This is a genomic window from Streptomyces sp. NBC_00690 (assembly GCF_036226685.1).
Taxonomy (GTDB): Bacteria; Actinomycetota; Actinomycetes; order Streptomycetales; family Streptomycetaceae; genus Streptomyces.
The window spans coordinates 380,745-401,275 of sequence record NZ_CP109009.1 but is presented as its reverse complement, the minus strand read 5'-3'; the positions used below and the strand labels follow the sequence as shown (position 1 = coordinate 401,275).

Here is a 20,531-nt window from a genome sequence, read left to right as displayed (position 1 = left end):
GACGTGCCCCGTCGGCCCGAGCGGGCTCAGAGGTCCAGGACGAGTCGATCGCTCTCGCAGCGCCCGACGCAGATCATCATTGTGCGCCCGGCAAGGCGTTCCTCGTCGCTGAGCACCGAATCCCGATGCTCCGGCGTACCGGCGAGAACACGTGTCTCGCAGGCTCCGCAGTAGCCCTTCTCGCAGTCGTAGGACAGACCGGTCACAGCCTCGCGCAGGACCTCGATGAGACGGCGGTCGGGAGGCACGGTGAGCGTGGCTCCGGTACGCGCGAGCTGCACCTCGAAGCTCCGGTTCTCCGCGGCGTCGAACGCCGTTTCCAGGTCGTCGCCGGCGGCGAAGCGCTCCAGGTGCAGCCGGTCGCTGAGATCCAGCCGGGCGCACTCACGCTCGACTGCCGCCAGCATCGGCGGCGGCCCGCATGCGTACACGGCGGTGTGTGCGTCCAACTCGCCCAGCAGCCGGGGGAGGTCCGGCAGGCCCGCCTCGTCCTGGGGGAGCAGGGTGAGCGCATCGCCGGCCAGTGCGGCGAGTTCGTCGGCGAACGCCATCGTCGAGCGGGTGCGTCCGCCGTACACGACGGTGAAAGGAGTGCCGCGTCCTGCCGCATCCCGGACCATGGCGAGGATCGGTGTGACCCCGATGCCGCCGGCGAGGAACAGATAGGACGGGGCCTCCGCGAGCCGGAAGTGGTTGCGCGGCCCGCGTACCGCGAACGTTGCACCGGGGCGGGCGAGCTCATGGAGTTCGGTGGAACCGCCCCGACCCACAGGCTCTCGCAGAACGCCGATGCGCCACTTCGTGGCATCGGCCGGGTCACCGCACAGGGAGTACTGACGCAGTCGGCCCGAGGGCAGACGCAACTCGATGTGTGCGCCGGGCCGCCACGGGGGGAGCTCGACTCCGTCCGGGAGCCCGAGGCCGACGGCGATGACGCCATCGGCCGCAGCGTGCACGTCCGTCACCTGAAGTGGGGTGGGTGTGTTCAGCGCGCGTACCGTGCCCGTCGTCGCTGCCGCCCGGGGGCCGGGCGTGAAGACCGCAGGGGCCGCATCCCAGCCGGACTGGTTGCCGCGCGTCGGGTAGGCAACGAGTCCCTCCTCGATCACCCGGTAGTCGGGCAGCCGGGTCAGGACCTGCATCATCATCGCGCGGAACATGGCTCGGGCGAGGTGGGCGCCGGCGCACCGGTGCGAACCGATCCCGAAGCTGAGGTGCCGACTGGCGTCGCGGTCGAGCCGAACCAGCTCGGGCTCGGGGAACACCGCGGGGTCGTGGTTCGCGGCGACCCAGGGGATGAGCACCCGGTCGCCCGCCTGCATCGGGCAGCCGCCGACCTCCACGTCCCCGGTGACGGTGCGTGCCATCGACTGCGAAGGGGCGAACGCGCGGAGGAACTCCTCGGTCGCTCCGTCCAGTAGATCGGGGGAGTCGATCAGCCGCTGGAGCTGCTCGGGGTGGCGGGCGAGGTGGACGAGCGTCGACCCCGTCAGGGACGTCGTCGTATCGACGCCGCCTGCGATGAGCAGGCCGATCACCGACACCAGTTCGTCCTCGTCGAACTCGCTGCCGTCGGCGCGCCGGCCGGACACCAGCGTGCTGACAGCATCGGCGCGGGGTGAATGGCGACGCTCGGCGATCAACTCACGGATGCGCTGGTCCATGTAGGCCAGCCCCGCGGCCCCACGCACGGCGCGCTCGCTGCCGGCCGGTGCCGCGAAGATGTCGTGGATCGGCCCGGCCAGCTTCGCCCAGTCCTCCTCGGGGAAGCCCAACCAGTCCAGGGTGACCGCCGCCGGCAGTGGGTTGGTGAGGTCGCGGACGAAGTCGCAGGAGCCGAGCTCGATGAAATCGTCCACGACACGGGCGGCATGGCGCTCGATCATGGGTACCAGCTGCTCGACCGCCTCCGGGGTCAGCAACGGGTTGATCAGTTGCCGGTACTCGGTCGCACGCGGTGGGTCGAGCTCGATCGGATACTGTTCGAGCCCCGGTCCTTTGGGGATGACGATGCCGACCCCCTGCCCGCCATGGTCGCTGCGGGCTGAGGAGAACGTTGCGTCGTCGCGGGCGATGCGCGCCACGTCGGCGTACCGGGTCGTGTAGTGGAAGCCGCCGTGGGATGTCGAGCGGCCCACCGGGCAGCTCTCACGGAAGCCCGCGTAGTAGGCGACCGGATCGGCGTTGGCCTCTTCGGAGTGGTGGTCGAAGTCGATGTCGGCAGACATGGTGGCACGCTCCACGTGCTCGGGACTGTGCGCGGTGTTGTCCGGCCGCGCCACCGGATGTCAACGGCCTCATCGGCGTCGGTCACCCTAAGGTGTGCCGCTGAGCTTGACAACGTTTTACGGGCAAATGTTCAGAAGGTCAGTACGGCTTTGCCGACCGTGCCGGACCGGACCGCCGCGACGGCCTCGTTGATCTGCTCGAACGGGAAGTAGCTGATCATCTTCTCGACCGGGAACCGGCCCTCGGCGTTGAGCTCCAGCAGTTGCGGCAGGAAGAGTTGCGGCACGCTGGACCCGGCGACGATGCCGGTGACCGTGCGTCCGTTGAGGATGCTGCGCCAGTCGAAGCTCATCGACTCGCTCGGGCCGACGCCGATGACACCGGCGCGACCGAGCGGCCCGAGAGCCTCCACCGCCGTGCGCAGGACCTTCTCGTGCCCGGTCGTGTCGATCACGAAGTCGAACCCCTCGGGGACCAGGGCCGTCAGTTGCTCGGCAGTCCCCCCGGCCGATGAGTCGATTGAGTCGATGGTGTGGGTTGCTCCGTAGCCACGGGCCGCCTCCAGCTTGGCCGGGTTCACATCGACGGCCGCGATCACCTTGCAGCTGCTCAGTGCAGCGGCGATGATGGCGGCCACACCGACGGCCCCTGCCCCGAAGATCGCTATCGACGAGCCCGGGCGGGGTTGAAGCACATTGAGCACACCACCGGCCCCGGTCTGGAAGCCGCAGCCGAAGGGGCCGGCCCGCAGCAGGTCCCAGGACGGGTCCATCTTGACGACCGCCCGCTCCGGTGCGACGACATGGCTGGCGAACGACGACTGGCCGAGGAAGTGGGCGTTGACCTCCCGCCCCTCGTGGGTCACCGCGGTGGAGCCGTCAGGGCGGCGGCCGGAGAAGTTCACCGCGTCGAAGCTGCGGCAGTAGGCGGGTGAGCCCGTGCGGCACAGGGCGCACGTACCGCAGGAAGTGAAGGACATGGCGACGTGGTCACCCGGGCGTACGGAGGTGACGTGTGCGCCGACCTTCTCCACGACGCCCGCCCCCTCGTGCCCGAGCAGTGCCGGTGTGGGGAAGAAGCCGGCGAACTCAAGGTCGGTGCCGCAGATGCCGACCGCGGCGACGCGGACGAGCACCTCGTCCGGGCGGGGATCGTCCAGGTCCACTTCGGTCAGGACGAACGGCTGTCCGGGCTGCTCCAACAGAGCGGCGGTGGCGCGCACAGGGCCTCCTCAGTGCCTCACAAAGCGAGACTGCATATTGACATGCGGGACAGGGTCGGTCAATGTTCCCCCATGGCGGCTGTTGACTTCCCTCCTTCCCAACACTTCATCGACGGCGAGTGGGTTGCGGCCCGCGACGGCGGCACACTGGACGTCCTCGACCCGGCCACCCAACAGGTGATCACCGAGGTCGCCCGGGCGGGCGGCGCCGACGTCGACGACGCGGTCACCGCGGCGCGACGCGCCTTCCCTGCCTGGGCTGCGACCAATCCGAGCGAGCGCGGGGCGCTGCTCCGGCGCTGGGCCGACCTGATCATCGCCGAGGTCGAGGCGCTCGCGTCCATCGAGGCACAGGACGTGGGCAAACCACTGTCCGGGGGCCGGACGAACATCTACATCGCCCACGGCATCATCGACTACTTCGCGGGCGCGGCAGACAAGCTCACCGGAGTCACACTGCCGACCCGCAGTCCCGACTACCTGGGCTACACGATTCCCGAGCCGTACGGCGTGTGCGCGATCGTCATCCCGTGGAACGTTCCCGCCGTGCTCACCGCCGCGAACGTCGCGCCGGCGCTCGCCGCGGGCAACACCGTCGTCCTCAAGCCGTCCGAGATCGCGCCGCTGGCCCCGTTCGCACTCGTCGAACTCGCGCGCCGCGCCGGCTTCCCACCAGGGGTGATCAACGTTGTGGCGGGCCTCGGCCCCGAGGCGGGCGTCGCACTCACCTCGCACTCGGGCGTCGACCACATCAGCTTCGTCGGCTCCACCGCCATCGGGCGGGCGATCATGGCGGCTGCGGCACAGAACCTCGTCCCGGTGAAGCTGGAGCTCGGCGGCAAATCGCCGAACGTCCTCTTCGCCGATGCGGACCTGGACACGGCGATCCCGGCGATCGTCACTTCCATCACCGAGAACGCGGGACAGAACTGCTACGCGGGGTCCCGACTGCTCGTGGAGGCATCGGTGCACGACGAGGTCGTGGAGCGGGTCGCCGCCGCCATGGCCAAGGTCAGGACCGGGCCCTGGGAAGCCGACCTGGACATGGGTCCGTTGGTCAGTGCCACTCAGTTCGACCGCGTCAGCGGCTTCCTTGCCCAGACGCCTCGCGAGGGGGCTCGGCTGGTCACCGGTGGCGAACCCGCGGACGAGGGTTGGTTCGTCCGGCCGACCGTGTTCGACCAGGTGGAAGGGGGGATGCGCATTGCCCGTGAGGAAGTCTTCGGCCCGGTTCTCGCCGTGCAGTCCTTCCGTGACACTGCCGAGGCGACCGAGTTGATGAACGCCACCGACTTCGGCCTGTTGGCCTGTATCTGGACCAACGACGTCTCGCGGGCGCTGCGGCTGGCGAAGGAGGTCCGTTCCGGACAGGTAGCCGTCAACCAGTTCCACGACGCGGGAGTGATCGGGTTTCCGTTCAATATGCAGAAGGACAGCGGCTTCAGCCGGGGCGGAGGATACGCGGCGCTGCGTGAATACACCCAGGAGAAGGGCGTGGCCATCCGACTGCTGGACCGCTGAGACCGGACACCACCGTCGGAGCGCGGTCCGGACAGGCCCTGGAGGGGTGGGTCAGGACGCCGCATCCGCCTGAGCGGGGCGGGAGTCGACCCCGGCCGTGCGCTGTGGCGTCGAGCGCGCGGCCGTGTTGTTGCGTACACCTCTCTGTCTCCGGTCGGTCGACTTGGGCCCTCGCCGTGCACAACGGTCGGCCTTGTCGGGCTGCGGTCCGGACGGCGAGCTCGACGGTTGCGGGAGTGGGGATCGACGGCAATGACCGCCGACCGGTTCCCACTCCCGCACGACGAAGATTTCCACTTGCCCTCGGCCCATGGCCATCGTGCCTGATCGGGGCACCCGTGCGGGAGGATGACCGAAGGCGCACGGCGACGTCGAGTTCGCCCATGTACCGAACCCGTTGCGCCCGCTGACGGGCGATGAGCCCGTCGGTGGCCACACCTGGGCGACCTCGAAGAGTGCCTTCTGTCGCACACCGACTCGCCCATGAGATGGCCGCATCCCGCACCAAGGCCGACACGTGCCCGAGTGCGGGTTGCGGCTCATCGCTGTTGTCCGGCTCAGGCAACTGCCATCCATGCGGGCTGCGCAGGCCGTAAGCGGACACGCACCGCGGGCCGATGTCGGCTCTGCCCTCCTGGCCGGCCGGGCGGGACGGTGGGCAGAGCATCTTCGAACGACACTCCGCACCATGACCGGTCGGCTTCAGGGTGCGCCGGATCAAGTGCATTCCCCGCGGAGGCTTCCCTGTCGCCACCGCGCGGATCTGCGCCCCCGATGCTCATACGCCCCTGGGCCTCCTCGCCGCCGACCAGCTGCTGCGCGCTGCTTGTGAGCCGATCCCGGCCGAACAGTGAACCGGCGCTCTCACCCCGCTCGCCGCTCAGGCACGGAACAGGCATTTCGCTCTTCGTTGCGACTTCACGCACCCCGCTGCCGCCCACCTCTCCACCGGCTTTCGCCCTACTGCCACCTGGCCTGTCGCTTGGCGAGCAGGTGAGAAGCCGACGAAAAGAAGATGTGGTGCAGGAGCGTTGACACCACCGTGCGGCGGCGGCAGAGTACCTCGCAATACGTTCCACCACCTCGCAATGCGAGATGGTATGGGTGAGGAGGCTGCCCGGTGCAAGCCATGGCGCAGACCGATTTCGGCGGACCCGAGGCGGTGTTCCCGCAGGACGTCCCAGAAGCGATCAGCGGATCGCGCGACCTCGTCACCCCTGGCGCCCACCGGCAACACCTTCCGGCGCTGAAGGATGCCCGGCGCAACACCGAACGCGCCGGTGAGTCCGTTGTGAACGTCACCACCGCAGAGATCGCCGAGTACATCGGGGCTGTGGCAGGCGAATTACCACCGCTGCCGACAGGCCCGTTCCGCTGAGTGCACTACGTACGAGGTGTTCGGCCGCCGCGACCACAACAACTGCTGTCTGGCGTACACATCGTGCGCGCCGAAGCCGCCCGCACCACCGACGACTCCATCAGCTCCGCCCCAGCCGTATCGACGCCCTCTGGCCCCAGCGGCCGGACAGATGGATTCCCGTGGTTCGCCGTTCTCAGAGACGGCCGCAGGAACAGCCCGGTGAAGAGCCCTTCTTCCACGATGCATGTCTCCTGCGCCGAACTCGAACGAAGCGCCGAACCCGCCAACTGATCGTCACCCCCCGCCGCCACGACCGCCTTGACGGGGCGGTTCCACCCAGCGAATGGAACCACGCACATGACTACACACAGCATGCTCTGGCGTCGTGGGGCCGCGGCCGGCCTCGCCCTCGCAGGAGCCATCGCACTGTCCGGCTGCGCCAGCAACGATGCGACGGCACCCAAGACCACCCCCGCGGCGAAAGGCAACAGCGAATCCGGCGGCAAGCAGCCCGATGTGAACGGCGACGGCAAAGTCGTCATCGGTGTCCTCAGCCCCGGTGACATCAACGACAAGGGCTACTACCAGAGCTTCGTCGACTCGGCCGACGCCTTCGCCAAGGAGAAGGGCTGGACGGTCATCAAGCGTGGCAGTGTGCCCCCGAGTGACGCGCTCACCGCGGCACGGGCGCTGTGTCAACAGAACGTCGACCTGGTAGCGATCGGTGCGAGTGAGCTCAAGACGGCCATCCCCGCCTCGGAGGAGCCGGTCTGCGGCAAGTCCGCCTGGTACGTGCCGATGCAAGCCAACATCGACCAGACCCCGAAGATCGTGCTGTCCACCGACGACCCCAACCAGTCCATGCTCGTCGCTGGCTATGCGGCGGGTCTGAAGATGAAGGCGGCCGGCCACACCAAGGCAGGGTTCATCACCGGCATCAAGGCCGACTACAGCGTCGCCGCCTCCACCGCCTTCCTGGCCGGCATCCGGGAAATCGTGCCGAAGGCCACCCTCACGACCACCTACACCGGCGACTTCAACGACTCGGCCAAGGCCAAGGAGGCCACCCAGGCGCAGATCAGCCAGGGCGTCAAGGTCATATACCCCTATCTCGGCGGCGCGACCGACGCCGCGGCGAAGCTGGCGAACGCCAGCGGCGCACTGACCCTGACCCCCGGCACCGACCGGTGCGCCTCGACGAGCCCGAAGTTCGACATCTCGGTGCTGTTCAGCCCGGGCGACTACTTCCGTGCCGCCCTGGAGGAGTTCGCCAAGGGCAACTTGAAGATGGGCACGACGCGCGTATGGCAGCTGGGCGTCGACCCCTATCCCACCGTGAAGATCTGCAACGGCCAGGGCGACGAGGACCAGCAGCTGTCGGAGTTCATGAAGAAGATCGGCAGCAAGGAGATCGACGCGGCGGCCGAGGTCAAGCGACTCGGCTGACGTGCCGACACCCACGAGGAAGATCAGCAATGACACCGACGACCTCTGCGGTTCCGATTCTCGAACTGCGCGGCATCACCAAGTCCTACGGATCCGTCACGGCCTGCGACGCCGTGGACCTCAGGGTCGACGCCGGCGAGATCCACGGACTCCTGGGTGAGAACGGGGCGGGCAAGTCCAGCCTCATGAAGGTCCTGCTCGGGCTGGTCCGGCGCGATGCCGGCACCGTCCTGGTGCGCGGCGACGAGGTCGCGCTGGACAGCCCGCAGGAGGCAGCCGAACTGGGCATCGGCATGGTGCACCAGCACTTCAGCCTCATCAACGGGCTGACCGTGTGGGAGAACGTGGCGCTCGGCGACACCGGCAAGGTGAACAAGCAGGCCATCTGCTCCGACATCGCCGACGTCTCCGCGCGGTACGGACTGCCGATCGACCCCGAGGCGCGCGTCGAGGAGCTCTCGGCCGGCGAGCGCCAGCGGGTCGAGGTGGTCAAGTGTCTGCGGCGCAACCCTCAGATCCTGATCCTCGACGAGCCCACCTCGGTACTGACCCAGGCCGAATCGCAGGAACTGTTCGCCGTGCTCGGCCGTGTGGTGCAGGAGGAGGGGCGAGCCGTCATCCTCATCAGCCACAAGCTCGCCGAGATCGCCCAGGCGACGGACCGGGTGACGGTCCTGCGCAAGGGCCGTGTCGCCTTCCGGGCCGTCACGGCAGAGACCACCCCACAACTGCTCGCCAAGCAGATGGTGGGCCGTGAAGTGTCTCTGGGCGAGGAAGGCGCAGCCCTCGGCCTACTGCCCGTACAGAATGCAGGCACCGCCGGGGGCGAGGCACAGGGACGGCAGCAGACCGTGCTGCGCCTCGCCGAACTCACCGTCGTACAAGGCGGGGTCACGGTTCTCGACGAGGTCGATCTGACCGTGGGCGCGGGCGAGATCGTCGCCCTCTACGGAGTCGAAGGCAACGGTCAGACGATGCTCGGCGATGTCCTCGCCGGGCTGGTCGTGCCGACCGACGGCACCATCGAGATCGCCGGGAGCCGGGTCGACGCAAGCCTCCCCGGGGCGCTGTCCAAGGCCGGTCTCGGCATCGTGCCGGAAGACCGGCACCGCAGCGGTGTCGTCCTCGACATGAGCATCGCCGAGAACCTGACGATGAAGTCACTGGACAAGGTCAGCGGGCGATTCCTGGTGCGGCGGCGCGCGATGCTCGCCCGAGCCCGACACCTCGCGGACGAGTTCAACATCGTCACACCGTCGCTCGACGCACCCGTGCGCAGCCTGTCCGGCGGCAACCAGCAGCGGGTCGTACTCGCCCGGGAGCTGTCCGGTCACACCCGGGTACTGGTGGCCGCTCAGCCCACCCATGGGTTGGACGTCGGTGCCATCGAGGACATGTACTCCCGACTACGCAGGGCCGCTACAGAGGGCGTCGGGGTGCTGCTCATCTCCACCGAACTTGAGGAAGTCATGGCCCTTGCAACCTGGATCGCAGTGATCTCCTCAGGACGGATCACCGGAGCACTCCCCGTCTCCGAGGCGACTCCCGAGCGGCTCGGCATGCTCGTGGGCGGTGAGGCCGCATGAGTGCCCCCTCGCTGATGGATCCGGACGACCTCGGTCGGCGCTTCCTGGCCCGGCTCCGCCCGGGGCGCGACGGCTGGTTGACGGCGAGCGTGACCTTCGGGCTCGTGGCCGTCGCACTGGCCGTGTCCGCGCTGCTGCTCATGCTGACCGGAGCCTCGCCGAGTGCTTCGCTGTCGGCGATATGGACCGGGAGCCTGGCCACCACCACCGGATGGACGACGACGCTGCTCAACGCCGCGCCGCTGCTCCTGGTGGCGATCGGTGCATGCATCTGTGCGTCCGCCGGTTCGTTCAACATCGGACAGGAGGGCCAGGTACTCGTCGGCGGCCTGTTCGGAGCCTGGGTCGGGCTGCGGCTGGCGCTCCCCGGTCCGACGATGGTCGTCGTGGTGATGGCCGCGGCGGCGGTCGGCGGTGGTCTGTGGGCAGCGCTCAGCGCTCTCATGTCCCGCTTCCGCGGTGTCAATGTTGTGGTGAGCACGCTGCTGATGACGTTCCTCGCCATTCAACTCGTGACCTTCGCGGTCAGCAGCCCATGGCTACAGGAGAGCGCACAGGGCTCCTCCGGCATCGCCGACGCGCAGTCCAACCCGCTGCCGGCGAGCGCCCTGCTCGCCCACTTCGGTCAGTACCCGTCGCTCCAGCTGAACGCGGGACTGTTCATCGCGCTCGTCGCCGCGGTCGGTGTCGCGCTCGTCCTGAGTCGCAGCCGGTGGGGCTTTCGGGTGCGCATGGTCGGATTGAATCCGCTGGCCGCCAAACACACCGGTGTCCGGGTGGCCGCACTCGGCGGCTTCACCCTGGCGTTGTCGGGCGCCTTCGCAGGGCTGGCCGGAGGACTGCTGTTGGCCAGCCCGGTCAGCCCCAACCGGCTACAGCCCGGGCTCTCGGACAACGTCGGCTGGGACGGTCTGCTCGTCGCCCTCGTCGCGCGCAATCGACCCCTGATCGCGATTCCCGTGGCGTTCGGGTTCGCCGTGCTGCGTGCGGGCGGCGACTTCCTCTCGGCCACCGGGGTGCCGTACTACCTCATCGACATCGTCAAGGCGTTGCTCGTCCTCGCATTCGTCGCGCCGCCCATCCTCGTCGACCTCTTCCGCAGGCGTCGCAGTGGCACGCCGTCGACGCCGTCTCCCCTGCCCGTTGTCCCGACCAAGATGGAGGCTGTCGCGTGAGCGTTCTGGACAGCACCACGACCATTCTGTCGAGCGGTGTCCGGCTGACCGTGCCGCTGGCGTTCGCCGCCTGTGGTGAGTACCTGGCCCAGCGCGCCGGAGCGATGAACATCTCCGTCGAGGCGATGATGCTCGGCGCCGCGTTCACCTCGATCGCCACCGCGAGTGCGACCGGCAGCGCCACCATCGGCCTCGCCGCCGGTGTGCTGACCGGCCTCGTCCTCGGCTTCGTGCACGGCAACCTCTCCCATCGGGCACAGATCAACACCTTCGTCGTCGGCCTGGTGCTGAACGCGCTGGTGCTCGGGCTGACGAGTTATCTGATCACTACGGAGCAGTTCGCTTCGCACCAGGTCGGGATGTTGTCGATCCCGGTGCTCCAGGACATCCCCCTCATCGGTCAGCCGCTGTTCTCCGGCCGCTGGCCCGCCTACCTTCTGATCCTGTTGGTGCCGCTGACCTGGTGGCTGGTGGCGCGCAGCCGCTGGGGCCTGGAACTACGAGCGGTGGGGGAGAACCCGCAGGCCGCCGATGTCGCGGGCATCAAGGTTAACGTACGACGCCGGCAGGCCCTGTTGTGGTGCGGCGCACTGGCCGGTCTCGGCGGCGCCTACCTCGCGGTCGGCGAGGTCGGATCGTTCAACCAGAACATGACCGCCGGCCGCGGATACATCGTCATCGCCGCGGTGATCTTCGGAGCGTGGCGGCTCGGCCGTACCCTGATCGGGTGTCTGGTGTTCGGGCTCTCCGACGCCATGCGTCTGGCACTGCCCGCGCTCGGTGTCACCATCAACTCGCAACTCCTCGTCGCAGCCCCGTATCTGCTTGCGCTCCTCGCCATGCTGTTGTTCACCACCAAGCACCGGGAACCTGCCGCGCTCGGCCGGCCCTTCCAGCGAGGATCGACCTGAGTTTACGCATTCCACAACGTTGGACGCCGACCCCGTGAGTGTGCGGAGTCGGCGTTCTCGTACGGTACGGGCAGTCCCGCGGTGGACGCGGTACGGGCAGCGCCGCGGTGGGCCAAGCGGTGCCACGACCGGCTCGGTCTGGAAGCCCGCATGGCAGGCTGCCCGCCCCACTGGGCGACCTCCTCTGTCAGACCCGCCGTCTATCCTCCGCCCATGACAGCTGAGGATCTTGTTGCATTCGATCGGGCATGGGGACGCCTGGAAGCATGGCTCGCTTCGCAGTCGCCTGCGGATCACGCCGCGCTTCGAGCACCGGCAACGGCCAGGGAGATCGCCGAGTTGGAGGAGCGGCTGGGCTTCGCCCTCCACCCTCAACTCAGGAGGTTGCTGGAGCGACGGAACGGTGTCGCCGAGCCGGAGCCGAACAGCGGATCCGAACGAGGAGTGTTCCCGGCCGGAGGCATCCTGCCGCTGGGCCATCGGTTCAGTTCCACCACCGACATCGCTGAGATGCACGAGATTCTCGTGGACGTCGGTGAGGACAACATCGAGTCCGAGCTGTGGGAAGAGGACGACGAGGACCCCGCCGGCCATCTGCACCAGTGCGTGCCCTTCGCCCTGCCCAATGACGGAGGTGTCGCGTTCGTCGACCATCGGCCCGGGGCCACGTACGGACAGGTGTTTGAGATGGGTATCGGATCCGGCGACCTGGAGGGCTCTCTCTGGGGCACAAGCCTGAGCGAGTTCGTCAGGGCAGTGACGGATGCCCTGGAGACGGGCACGGCGTTCTCGCACCACTGGCCCATCACGTTCGAGCACTCGTCGGGCAGGACCTGCATCGCATGGGAGGTCCGTGCCTAGAACGCCGCGCCGGCACGGTTCGCGGAGACGGCGGCGGAGCCGGGCACGCAAAAGCGCCCCCGCTGGTCCTTTGACCAGCGGGGGCGAAACGCCATGGCTTCGCAGTGGGATGGCACCCGCCGAGCCTGACACAACGCAACGACACAACGCAACGACTCAGCCCGTGCATCGCGCACGGGGAGTGCCGACCCCAAGCTCTCGACCGACCAGGTCGCAGCGATCGGCAGTCGGTCACAGCGAACCGGGCGCCGGCGGTCATCTGCCGGCGCCCGTCCGCGGTTCCGACGTCACCGCCCACGATCGACAGGTCGGCCGAGGAGCGTGCGGTCGGCTCCGGTGTTAGCCCCAGAGCTCCTGGATGGTCGAGAACACCTTCTGGTTGTGCGAGAACTCGATGGTGTTGCCGTCGGGGTCGTTCACGGCGCAGATGTACCCGATGTGGGCGGCCATCTCCACCGGCTCCCATCGCAGGTTGCCCGTCTCGCGGGCCTTGGCCGCGACGTCGTCGACGTCCGCGCGGTTGGGCAGTTCGATACCGATGTGCGCGAACGGCGCCAGCGTGGGGATCTTCTTGCCCGGCTCGATGCCGAAGCGCGCCCCGACCTCGGGGATGAACTCGGCTAGGACCAGGACCAACGGCGAGTCGACCTGGCCCTTGTTCGACAGCCAGGCGCTGCGGCCGTTGCTGTCGTCGTTCTTGGTGACCAGGACCAGCGGGGTGATGCGCTCGTAGAACTCGATCGATTGATCCAGGTCGCTGACCGGAATGGCGATGTGGGTCCAGCGGGGTTCGGTCAGTTCTGCCATGGTTCGGCTCTCCTTGTTCGTGTGTTCAGTACGCTGCGTGCGCTAGGTTCGGCCAGACCGCGACGCGTGGGGCGTGGGGTCAGATGGTGGGCCACTTGGCGCGGTTGGGCAGCCCGGAGCGGGCCACGATGCCTTCACCGGCGGTCTGGGCGCGGCGCAGCAGGTCGTCCTCGTCGATCGTGGTGCAGCGGTAGTCGTCGACGACGCGTTGCCCGTCGACGAACACCGTGTGCACGCCCCGCCCATCGGCCGACCACACGAGTTGGTTCGCCACGTTGTGCAGTGGCCGCCACTCCGGCCGATTCGTGTCGTGCAGTACCAGGTCGGCCTTCTTGCCCGTCTCGATCGACCCGATCTCGTGCTCCGCCTGGAGTCCGCGGGCGCCGTTGCGGGTGGCCATCGCGAACGCGTCCTCGGCCGGGAAGATCGTGGCGTCCCGGCGGGCGTCCTTGAACAGTCCGGCGACCAGATAGGTCGCGCGCATCAGATCGTGGTAGTTCGAGGCGTTGTTGCCGTCGGTGCCGATCGCCACGTTCACACCGGCGGCCACCATCTCGGGGAACTTGCCGATCTGGGTCACGCCGTAGGACACCTTGAGTGCCGTGGTCGGGCAGTGCGACACACTCGTGCCGGTGCTGGCGAGCAGTGCCACCTCCTCGTCGTCGACGTGGACGGCATGGGTCAGGATCGCGTTCCGACCCAATACGCCGATCTCGTCGAGGTGCACCATCGGCCGCTGCCCGAAGGTCGCGAGGAAGCCCTCGGGATCCATCGCCGCCGGCGACATATGGGCACTGAACCCGGTGCCGTACTCGATCGACAGTCCCTTCGCGGCCCGCCACAGCTCGTCGCTACAGCAGGTGTGGCCGATGATGATCGGCCATGCCTGGATGCGACCGTTGGCGACCGACCCGTATTTGTCCATCGTGTCGTTCAGTCGCGAGATCGCCTGTGCGGTCGTCATGCGCAGTACCTCGGGCTCAGGCACGAGGTCCCACGCCCATGGTCCTACGCGTGCGCGGATGCCGATCTCGGTCAGTGCTTCGACGACCGGGTCGATGAACCGGATCGTGCCGGCTTCGAGGAACGCGGTCGTACCGCTCTTGAGCATCTCCAGCGCCGCGAGCTGCGCGGAGATGTGCTCGTCTTCCTCGGTGTAGTGCGTGTGGATCGGCGTGAGCCACTCGAAGACGTTCTCCAGGAACGGGGTGTCGTCCGGGACGAAGCCACGCGTGAGCGGTTCACCGGTGATGTGCACATGCGTGTTGATCAGGCCAGGGGTGACGACGAACCGCTCGCCTGCGATGACGTTGTCGCTGTGCCACTGGGCGGTCACATCGTCGGTCTTGCCGACGGCCACGATCGCATCGCCCCGGATGGCCACCGCGCCGTCGCTGATCACACGGCGGGAGTCGTCCATCGTCACGACGAGGGTGTTGACGATCAGGGTGTCGGCGGGTGCCGTGGAGTTCGAAGGATTCATGAGGTGGCCTCCGGGGTGCGGGAGCGGATGAGGCGGACGTGCTGGCGCGGCACCGGTTCGAACGAATCGACCAACTCGGCTCCGGCCGCTTCGGCCCAAGAGCGCAGGTCCGCGACGGTGACACCGAGCCCCGCTGTCGAGGCCAGCATCGTCAGTGACAGGAGCAGTTCGTGGCGCGCGGCGCTGTAGACGGCGCTGCGGTCTTCGCCGCCCCCGCCGATGCCGTCTCGGACCGGGTCGGGACGCGTGTAGTCGACGACCACGACGACGCCGTCCGCACCGGCCAACTCGACTGCACGGGAAAGCAGTTGCTGAGCCCGATCGGTCGGTTCGGCCCGCAGTACATGTGCCAGGACGACAACGTCGGCCGCGGCGACCGGGAGGGTGACTTCGAGATAGTCGCCGGCAACGGCGATCACCTGGTCACGCATACCGAGGTCCTTGGCCGCCTGCTCGGCGATCGGCAGCACGTTCGGCAGGTCGACGGCGATCACCCTGCCGTTCGGCCGGGAGTGCAGCAGTCCGGTCAGCCAAGCCCCCGAGCCGCAGCCGAGGTCGACGACCGTCGGTTGCTCCGGCCACAACCCGCGACGCTCCAACTCGGCGGCGACGGCCTTCGCCACACCGGCCTGGGTCGGGCCGGTCGCGCGTACGAGCGCCGGGTACAGCTCGATCAGATCGGCTGTCACGGTCGGCGCCGGTGCGCCGGTGCGGACGGTGTCGGCGAGGCCGGGCCAGGCATTCTGCGGACCGGGCGAGTACCGAACCAGTGCGGCCATCGAGGCAGGCGCCGTAGACACCAGAAAGCGTTCGGCCGCGGGTGTGAGGTGGAAGCGGTCCTCGACGGCGGTGAGCAGGTCGAGCGCGACGAGGGTCTCCGCCAGTACGGTCACCGGGCCAGGCTCGGCCGCACCGATCGCGGCTGCCAGTTGTGCGGCGTCCAGTCCGGTCCCTGCATCGGCTTCCTTGGCAAGGGCGTCGAACACACCGAGGTCGAGCGCGGCCGAGAGTGCCCAGTAGGACGTGAAGCCGTTGATCACATCCCACACCGGCGCCGGACTGACCGGAGCGGTCGCCGCATTCATGGGCGCAGCACGATCTTGCCGGTGGCCAGCCGTGATTCCATCCGCTCCTGCGCTGCCGCGGCCTCGATCAGCGGGAATTCGCTGTCGATCGGAGTACGGAACGTCGAGTCCCAGTAGGCGTCGAGCATCGCGGCGAACTCACGGCGGTCGTACGGGTCCGAGCCGAGCAGTTGCAGGCCGAAGTGGTAGGCGTACACCAGGTCGAACTCGGCCCGGTTCCCTGTTGTGTTGCCGAAGAACACCAGGCGCCCGCGCGGCGCGAGGCTGTACAGGCCGGTGTTCCAGGTGGCAGGGCCGACGTGATCGAGCACGAGGTCTGCGCCCCGGCCGTCGGTGAACTCGCGCACGGCCGCAACGACATCGCCGGTCGTCGAGTTGACCACGAGGTCGGCGCCCAGGCCGTATGCGTACTCGACCTTCGCGTCCGTGCTGACCGTGGTGACCACGCGGGCACCACTGGCCTTGGCCAACTGGATCAATGCGGTGCTGACGCCGCTGCCTGCCGCATGGATCAGTGCCGTCTCGCCGAGGCGGACCTTGCCGATCTCGATGAGTGCATGCCAGGCCGTCATCCAGATCGTCGGCACGACGGCCGCATCGGCCAGGTCGACCTTGTCCGGGACGTGGTGCACATTGGCCGCCGGCACGAGGACGTACTCGGCATAGCCGCCGGCCAGCGTGGCGCCGATGACGCCCGTGCTCGGGCATCTGCCGTCGGCCCCAGCGGCGCAGCTCGCGCAGTGATCGCACGGCACGGCCGGATTCACGACGACCCGTGCCCCTTCGGCGAACGCGGTTGCGCTGCCCGCCCGTCCGCTGCCCGCCGGGCCCACCGACGCGATGGTGCCCGCGACGTCCATGCCGGCCACGTGCGGTAGTGTGAAGCCCGGGATCAGCCCGGGACCACGACGTTGCAGCACGTCGAGGTGGTTGAGGCCACAGGCTTCGACCCGGACGAGTACCTCGTCCGGTCCTGGTTCGGGCACGGGCACATCGGCGACCTGGAGCACATCAGGACCGCCGTGTGTTCGATGGAGTACGACCTTCATCCGAGAGACCTCCGCTGGCTGTGGGACTTGGGTCGCCGGCCAGCTCGTTGCACGCCTGGTCGGCATGCAACGGTCTCCAAGAAGCGCTGATATGCGCTCCCCCGATCGGTTTGTTGCCCACCCATCGGGTCGGCCCGAACGTTATTGATGCCCGTCGAGGGTTGTCAATGACCCGGTCCAAATCACCTCGAACTCGGCGAGACGGCGAAGTGTGTGCCGACCATCACCGCACACACCGTGATGCCGAGGACGTCGGTGCCGCGACCCGTCGGAGTGAGACAACGACTGCTCCGCCTCACCGTGAAGGGCGTCGCTCCCATCGACCACCACGCACCTAGGGCGCCTCGCTCGTTCACCGTCGTCGGCAGCCCTGCCGCGCGCCGTACGCCCTGCTGGAGCCGCGGAACGCCGTCCCTCTGACCCCCCGTCTACCTCGTCTGCGGACGGGGTATTCGCGCCTCCCGGCCCGGGCTGTCGTATCGCTTGACATGATGCCATCTCGCATTGAAAGATGCTCGCCATGCAAGTAGTGACGACACTGGCCGGCCTTGGCCGGATCGAGGACGGGTCTCTGGCCCTGCTGGACACTGCTTTTCCACACGTCGGCGCGGTCCTTGAACAAGAGGGCTCGCTCCAGTGCCTGACTTCCTGCGCCGTACTCAGGCGTATCCCACTCGACGAGGCAACGCTCACGGCGCCGTTGGGTCGACCCCGCGCGGTGTGGGGTGTCGGGCTCAACTACCGGTCAAAGGCGGCCCGGACCGGCCGGGGGCTGCCCGAGCAGCCGATCCTCTACCTGGCCGCGTCGTCCGGTGCGTCGGCCCCCGGTGCTCAGGTGGTGATCCCGGAGTCCGTGACCGAACCCGACTACGAGGGTGAGATCGCGATCGTCGTCGGCCGCCGGCTGTACCGGGCGACCGAGTCGGAGGTCTGGCCCGCGATCGCCGCCATCACCGCCGCTAATGACATGACGGCGCGCGATGTCATGCGCACCACCGGCACCCCGGCCCTCGCGAAGAGTTATCCGGGGTTCACACCGCTCGGCCCGTCACTGTGCACTCCCGACGACCTCGCCGACCGCGACGCGATCCGCGTACGGACCCGGGTCAACGGCAAGCTCCTCCAGGACGACACGAGCGCCGGGATGATCTTCCCGGTCCCCGACCTGCTCAGCAGGCTCTCCTGGTTCGCCGCGCTCGAACCGGGCGATGTCGTCCTCACCGGAACCCCGGCCGGCACCGGCCAGGACCGCGCGTGCTTCCTCGCCGACGGCGACGAGGTACGAGTCGAGGTGGACGGCGTACTGCCCCTCGTCACCCGCATCGTGCGTCCTTCGGACGCCTCACCGCGCGACCTCCGGCTGACCGCACCGGCCAGCTGACCCCCTCACCTTGGAGACCACACCGATGTCCATCTCCTCCGTGCCGTCCTACGATCTCGTCCTGGCCGGCGGCACCGTCATCGACCCGGCATCGGCCACGAACGCCCGGCTCGATGTGGCGGTCACCGGTGACCGCATCGCCGCGATCGGCGAGGGGCTGGCAGCCAACGCAGCCCGCACGATCGATGTCACCGGGTCCACCGTGCTGCCGGGCCTCGTCGAGGGCCACACCCATATCTTCCAGTACGTCTCCGCCGTCGGCGCCCCTGCCGAGGAAGCCCATCTGCGCCGTGGCGTGGTCGCCGCGGCGGATGCCGGCACGGCCGGCGCCTCGACGTTCGCGGCCTTCCGCAAGCTGGTGGTCGAGCCGAACCCGATGCGGATCGTCAACTTCCTCAATGTCTCGGTGCTCGGTCTGATCGACTTCAGATTCGGCGAGCTGCTGAACCCCGACACCCTGGTCGTCGAGGACGCGCTCGCGATCGCCGAAGCCCACCCCGACATCGTGCGCGGCTTCAAGATCCGTCTCTCCGAGGACGTCGTCGGCGAGAACTGGGAGTCGCTGCTGAAGAAGTCCCTGTCACTGGCCGAACAGGCCGGTCTGCCGCTGATGCTGCACATCGGCGAGACCTCGGAGCCGCTGCCCATCGTCCTGGACTACCTGCGCCCCGGTGACATCGTGGCGCACTGCTACACCGGCAAGCCGCACGGAATACTCGACGGTGACCGTGTGCAGCCCGCCGTGGCCGCGGCCCGTGAGCGCGGTGTGCTGTTCGACTCCGCCCACGGCAGGAGCAACCTCAGCTTCGAGGTGGCGCGCCGGGCGATCGCGGACGGATTCCTGCCCGATGTCCTCAGCTCCGACACCAGCGCACGCAACTGGCGCGGCCCGGTGTTCGATCTGCTCACCAGCATCTCCAAGCTGGTCGCGCTCGGCGCACCGCTGGAGGAGTGCGTTCGGCGGGCCACCGTCGCACCGGCGCAGCTGCTCGGGCTCGATACCGAGGGCTACGGGCGCCTGGAGGTCGGTGGGCGGGCCGATGTCACGGTCGTCACCGAGACCGAAGAGGTCACACTGCCGGACGCCTCGGGCAACACGATCGTCGCGCCCCGTCTGGAGCCGACCGTGGTGCTGCACGGCGGTGCCGAAGTCGACATCGTGCCGTGGCGCGGTCTGCCGTCGGCCTGACCCACTCGCACTCCCAGGGGAGAATCCCATGCCCGCCGGTGAAGTCCATCTGCTGCGGCGCCGACTGCGAGCAGCTCTGACGGCGGGAAGCCCCGCCGTTGGCACGTTCGTCAAACTGGCGTCGCCCGACGTGGTGGAACTCGCCGCGGCGGCCGGATTCGCGTTCGTGGTCGTCGACCTCGAACACTCCACCCTCACCGAGCAGAACGCCGTGGATCTGGTGCGCCACGCGGACGTCTGCGGCCTACCGGCCCTGGTCCGCGTGCCCGACGTGGACGCCGCCGCCATCAACCGGCTCCTGGAGGCCGGGGCGGCCGGCATCCAACTCTCCATGCTCACCCGGATCGCCCAGGTCGAGGCGCTCGTGGCGGCTACCCGGTTCGCTCCGGCCGGCCGCCGCTCGGTGAGCCTGGCCAACAGGACCGCCCGGTTCGGTGCGGTCCCGCTGGCCGGATTCCTGCGCGCAGAGCAGGAAGCCCCGCCCGTGCTCGTCGGCCAGATCGAGACGGCGCGCACCGACCCGCTGGCGGACCTGCTCGCTCCTGTGGACGTGTGCTTCGTCGGCAGCACCGACCTCGCGGTCGACCTGGGCCTGCCGGCGGACCCGTCGGTCCTGCGCGCCGCGGTGGATCGGGTGGGCCGTGCCGCTCGTTCCGCGGCGGTGGCGTTCGGTGGGTGGGCGCCCACCCGGGATGCCGCACGGGATCTGGGCCTCGGTGACGCCGGCTACCTCGTGGTCGGTTCGGACCTGCAGATGTTGGCGGCCGGCCTGCGGGCGACCGCCGGAGAGGGAAATCAGTGAGCACACGCAACGCAGCGCTGTTCAGCACCGTCGTCAACTGGGACGACCTACCGGTGACCCAGGTGCGGCCTGGGGTCCGACGTCGCGTCTACGCAACGGATGAGGTGATGATCTGCCACCACGAGCTGGAGGTCGGCATGACACTCAACCCACACCGGCACGAGGACTTCGACCAGTTGGTCCACATCGCCGAGGGGCGGGCGAACTACTACGTGGACGGTGTCGCACACGACATGCGCCCAGGATCGTTCCTGCTCGTTCCCCGTGGTAGCGAGCACTATGTGGAGCCGACCGAGGCGCCCTGTGTGAACATCGACTTCTTCGTCCCGCCACGGGCCGACCTGCTGCCCTGAGCGGCGGGGACGCTCTCCTGCCCCACCCACGACGGTGTGCAGGTCACGACAGAAGGCCCACCGCCTCCGCG

The 20,531-nt window shown here is 68.6% G+C and carries 17 protein-coding genes and 1 pseudogene; 11 read left to right on the top strand and 7 right to left on the bottom strand.

Features of this window, described 5'->3' with window-relative positions; genetic code table 11:
• Window positions 1-26 precede the first annotated feature (26 nt).
• From OID54_RS39100 to OID54_RS01800, 3 genes and pseudogenes are all read right to left on the bottom strand, one after another.
• The gene (locus OID54_RS39100) at window positions 27-989 is read right to left on the bottom strand and encodes a PDR/VanB family oxidoreductase (protein WP_443055745.1); all 963 of its coding nucleotides are present in this window, start codon (window positions 987-989) and stop codon (window positions 27-29) included.
• 147 nt (window positions 990-1,136) lie between these two features.
• Window positions 1,137-1,664 (bottom strand): annotated as a pseudogene (locus OID54_RS39095) (cytochrome P450); the annotation flags it as partial.
• 695 nt (window positions 1,665-2,359) lie between these two features.
• Entirely contained in the window at window positions 2,360-3,451 is a 1,092-nt protein-coding gene (locus OID54_RS01800; RefSeq protein WP_329012856.1) for an NAD(P)-dependent alcohol dehydrogenase, read from the bottom strand.
• 72 nt (window positions 3,452-3,523) lie between these two features.
• On the opposite strand from OID54_RS01800, the gene OID54_RS01795 reads away from it, so the two are divergent.
• From OID54_RS01795 to OID54_RS01765, 7 genes are all read left to right on the top strand, one after another.
• Complete coding sequence (locus OID54_RS01795) at window positions 3,524-4,972, top strand: aldehyde dehydrogenase family protein (RefSeq protein WP_329012853.1); 1,449 nt, start codon at window positions 3,524-3,526, stop codon at window positions 4,970-4,972.
• 1,129 nt (window positions 4,973-6,101) lie between these two features.
• Window positions 6,102-6,350, top strand: a complete 249-nt coding sequence (locus OID54_RS01790) for a hypothetical protein (RefSeq protein ID WP_329012850.1) — start codon at window positions 6,102-6,104, stop codon at window positions 6,348-6,350.
• Between the two features lie 339 nt (window positions 6,351-6,689).
• Window positions 6,690-7,778, top strand: coding sequence for a BMP family ABC transporter substrate-binding protein (locus OID54_RS01785; protein WP_329012847.1), 1,089 nt, complete (start codon window positions 6,690-6,692; stop codon window positions 7,776-7,778).
• A 29-nt stretch (window positions 7,779-7,807) separates the two neighbouring features.
• Entirely contained in the window at window positions 7,808-9,364 is a 1,557-nt protein-coding gene (locus OID54_RS01780; RefSeq protein ID WP_329012843.1) for an ABC transporter ATP-binding protein, read from the top strand.
• Window positions 9,361-10,539 carry an ABC transporter permease gene (locus OID54_RS01775; protein ID WP_329012840.1) on the top strand — a complete coding sequence of 393 codons (1,179 nt, stop codon included), beginning with the start codon at window positions 9,361-9,363 and terminating at the stop codon, window positions 10,537-10,539. The genes OID54_RS01780 and OID54_RS01775 overlap by 4 nt, the downstream gene beginning before the upstream one ends.
• The gene (locus tag OID54_RS01770; protein ID WP_329012837.1) at window positions 10,536-11,450 is read left to right on the top strand and encodes an ABC transporter permease; all 915 of its coding nucleotides are present in this window, start codon (window positions 10,536-10,538) and stop codon (window positions 11,448-11,450) included. Before OID54_RS01775 ends, OID54_RS01770 begins: the two co-directional genes overlap by 4 nt.
• A gap of 213 nt (window positions 11,451-11,663) precedes the next feature.
• Complete coding sequence (locus OID54_RS01765; RefSeq protein WP_329012834.1) at window positions 11,664-12,311, top strand: SMI1/KNR4 family protein; 648 nt, start codon at window positions 11,664-11,666, stop codon at window positions 12,309-12,311.
• Between the two features lie 339 nt (window positions 12,312-12,650).
• Here OID54_RS01765 and OID54_RS01760 read toward each other — a convergent pair whose 3' ends face one another.
• The 4 genes from OID54_RS01760 to OID54_RS01745 all read right to left on the bottom strand — a co-directional run bounded on the left by OID54_RS01760 (window position 12,651) and on the right by OID54_RS01745 (window position 16,735).
• Window positions 12,651-13,118: a VOC family protein gene (locus OID54_RS01760; RefSeq protein WP_329012831.1), complete on the bottom strand. Its 468-nt coding sequence runs from the start codon at window positions 13,116-13,118 to the stop codon at window positions 12,651-12,653.
• A 79-nt stretch (window positions 13,119-13,197) separates the two neighbouring features.
• Window positions 13,198-14,601, bottom strand: coding sequence for an amidohydrolase family protein (locus tag OID54_RS01755; RefSeq protein ID WP_329012829.1), 1,404 nt, complete (start codon window positions 14,599-14,601; stop codon window positions 13,198-13,200).
• Window positions 14,598-15,686 carry a methyltransferase family protein gene (locus OID54_RS01750; protein WP_329012826.1) on the bottom strand — a complete coding sequence of 363 codons (1,089 nt, stop codon included), beginning with the start codon at window positions 15,684-15,686 and terminating at the stop codon, window positions 14,598-14,600. Before OID54_RS01750 ends, OID54_RS01755 begins: the two co-directional genes overlap by 4 nt.
• On the bottom strand, window positions 15,683-16,735 hold the full coding sequence (locus tag OID54_RS01745) for a zinc-binding dehydrogenase (RefSeq protein ID WP_329012824.1): 1,053 nt from the start codon (window positions 16,733-16,735) through the stop codon (window positions 15,683-15,685). The genes OID54_RS01750 and OID54_RS01745 overlap by 4 nt, the downstream gene beginning before the upstream one ends.
• A gap of 520 nt (window positions 16,736-17,255) precedes the next feature.
• On the opposite strand from OID54_RS01745, the gene OID54_RS01740 reads away from it, so the two are divergent.
• Genes OID54_RS01740 through OID54_RS01725 form a run of 4 tightly spaced genes read left to right on the top strand, consistent with a single transcriptional unit; the run spans window position 17,256 to window position 20,460 of the window.
• Window positions 17,256-18,116 (top strand): fumarylacetoacetate hydrolase family protein, encoded by an 861-nt coding sequence (locus OID54_RS01740; protein ID WP_329012821.1) that lies wholly within the window; start codon window positions 17,256-17,258, stop codon window positions 18,114-18,116.
• A 25-nt stretch (window positions 18,117-18,141) separates the two neighbouring features.
• Entirely contained in the window at window positions 18,142-19,305 is a 1,164-nt protein-coding gene (locus tag OID54_RS01735) for an amidohydrolase family protein (RefSeq protein WP_329012818.1), read from the top strand.
• 28 nt (window positions 19,306-19,333) lie between these two features.
• Window positions 19,334-20,107 carry an HpcH/HpaI aldolase family protein gene (locus tag OID54_RS01730; protein ID WP_329012816.1) on the top strand — a complete coding sequence of 258 codons (774 nt, stop codon included), beginning with the start codon at window positions 19,334-19,336 and terminating at the stop codon, window positions 20,105-20,107.
• Window positions 20,104-20,460: a cupin domain-containing protein gene (locus OID54_RS01725; protein WP_329012814.1), complete on the top strand. Its 357-nt coding sequence runs from the start codon at window positions 20,104-20,106 to the stop codon at window positions 20,458-20,460. The genes OID54_RS01730 and OID54_RS01725 overlap by 4 nt, the downstream gene beginning before the upstream one ends.
• Window positions 20,461-20,531: the final 71 nt, after the last annotated feature.